Below are 1,438 nucleotides of genomic sequence, written 5' to 3' on the forward strand. Positions count from 1 at the left end.
TCTCCCGGACGGCGGGGTCGTCGCCCAGCACGACGAGACCGCCGGTTCCGGACCGTCGGATCCGGTCCAGCGCATCACGGAGCGGCGTGCCCGGGGCCAGACGCCGGAGAACGGCGCGCACGGCCGCGTCGGCGGGGGAGCCGTCGGCCGCGCGGGCGGACAGGGCGGACGTCTCAGTGCCCCTCGGAGTGGGTCTCGACCGGACGGGTGTACTCGTCGCTGGCCGGGACCTCGGCGATGACGGCCGCCGCCATCTCGATCTGGTCGCCGTTGGAGAAGGAGACGGTGGCCGGCACCGAGGTGCCGATCTGGAGGTCGTCCGCACCGGGGAGCGTGGCGGTGGTCCGCTCGACGCAGAGGGAGTCCCCGGCGGGGACGGGCTCGGCGTCCTCCGCCGCCGAGACGACCAGCGAGCACCCGCGCTCGAGGGGCTGCGACTCGCCGATCTGCGCCTCGATCCCGTCGATCTCGAGACGGTCGAGGGAGATCGACTCGCCCAGGCCGGTCCCGGTGAAGGAGGCGACGAACCCGAGACGCGCCTCTCCCGTCTCGGGGAGGACCACCACGAGGTCGTTGACGTACAGCTCGCCCGCGGAACCCTGCCCACCGTCCACCGCGGCGACCTGACCGGCCGTCTGCGAGATCTGGCCGGCGCCACACGCGGACATGCCGACGGCGGTACCCACGGCCAGGACTACGAGCGCGGTGCGGCGCAGGCCGGTGTTCGGTGAAGTCACGTCAGGCTCCTCGGGAGATGGTCGTTCTCAGGCCGGTCTCATCGTAGTCCACAGTCGGTCGTGACCGGCGCCAGAGTGCGCCCCTCGCACCCCCCGGATGCGCCGGTCGGGCCGTTCGGGTTGCTGACCTGCATAAACGGATAACCCCAGCGCTGAGGGCGTGCTAAGATGGCTCAGTCGAAAGGGGAAAGCCACTCATGGAGTTCAAGGTCGGCGACACTGTCGTCTACCCGCATCACGGCGCCGCAAGTATCCAGGCGATCGAGATGCGGACGGTCAAGGGCACCGAGAAGGAATACCTCGTCCTCAAGGTTTCGCAGGGCGATCTCACGGTCCGGGTTCCGGCCGAGAACGCCGAGTACGTGGGCGTGCGCGACGTGGTCGACGAGGCGGGGCTCGACAAGGTCTTCGATGTCCTGCGTACCGAGCACGCCGAGGAGCCGACCAACTGGTCGCGCCGCTACAAGGCGAACGGCGAGAAGCTGGCCTCGGGGGACGTGAACAAGGTCGCCGAGGTCGTCCGCGATCTGTGGCGCCGCGACCTGGACCGGGGACTGTCCGCCGGCGAGAAGCGCATGCTCGCCAAGGCGCGGCAGGTGCTGGTCGGCGAACTCGCGCTGGCCGACCGTGCGGACGAGCACCGTGCGGACGAGCTCCTCGAGCAGGTCCTGGCCGCCGCGGCCGCGCCGGCCTGACGCGAC

The 1,438-nt window shown here is 70.9% G+C and carries 2 protein-coding genes; one reads left to right on the forward strand and one right to left on the reverse strand.

Annotated elements, in window-relative coordinates:
- Positions 1 to 173: 173 nt before the first annotated feature.
- On the reverse strand, positions 174 to 737 hold the full coding sequence (locus tag G6017_RS11135; protein WP_182611174.1) for a hypothetical protein: 564 nt from the start codon (positions 735 to 737) through the stop codon (positions 174 to 176).
- A 197-nt stretch (positions 738 to 934) separates the two neighbouring features.
- Between G6017_RS11135 and G6017_RS11140 the strand changes: the two genes are divergently transcribed.
- Positions 935 to 1,432, forward strand: coding sequence for a CarD family transcriptional regulator (locus tag G6017_RS11140; protein ID WP_179524504.1), 498 nt, complete (start codon positions 935 to 937; stop codon positions 1,430 to 1,432).
- The last annotated feature ends 6 nt before the right edge of the window (positions 1,433 to 1,438 follow it).

The organism is Dietzia sp. B44 (genome assembly GCF_014145245.1).
GTDB classification, from domain to species: Bacteria; Actinomycetota; Actinomycetes; order Mycobacteriales; family Mycobacteriaceae; genus Dietzia; species Dietzia natronolimnaea.

Excerpts from the sequence above, each read along its gene's own strand:
- G6017_RS11140 (WP_179524504.1), top strand. The coding sequence starts at position 935 with ATGGAGTTCAAGGTCGGCGACACTGTCGTCTACCCGCATCACGGCGCC.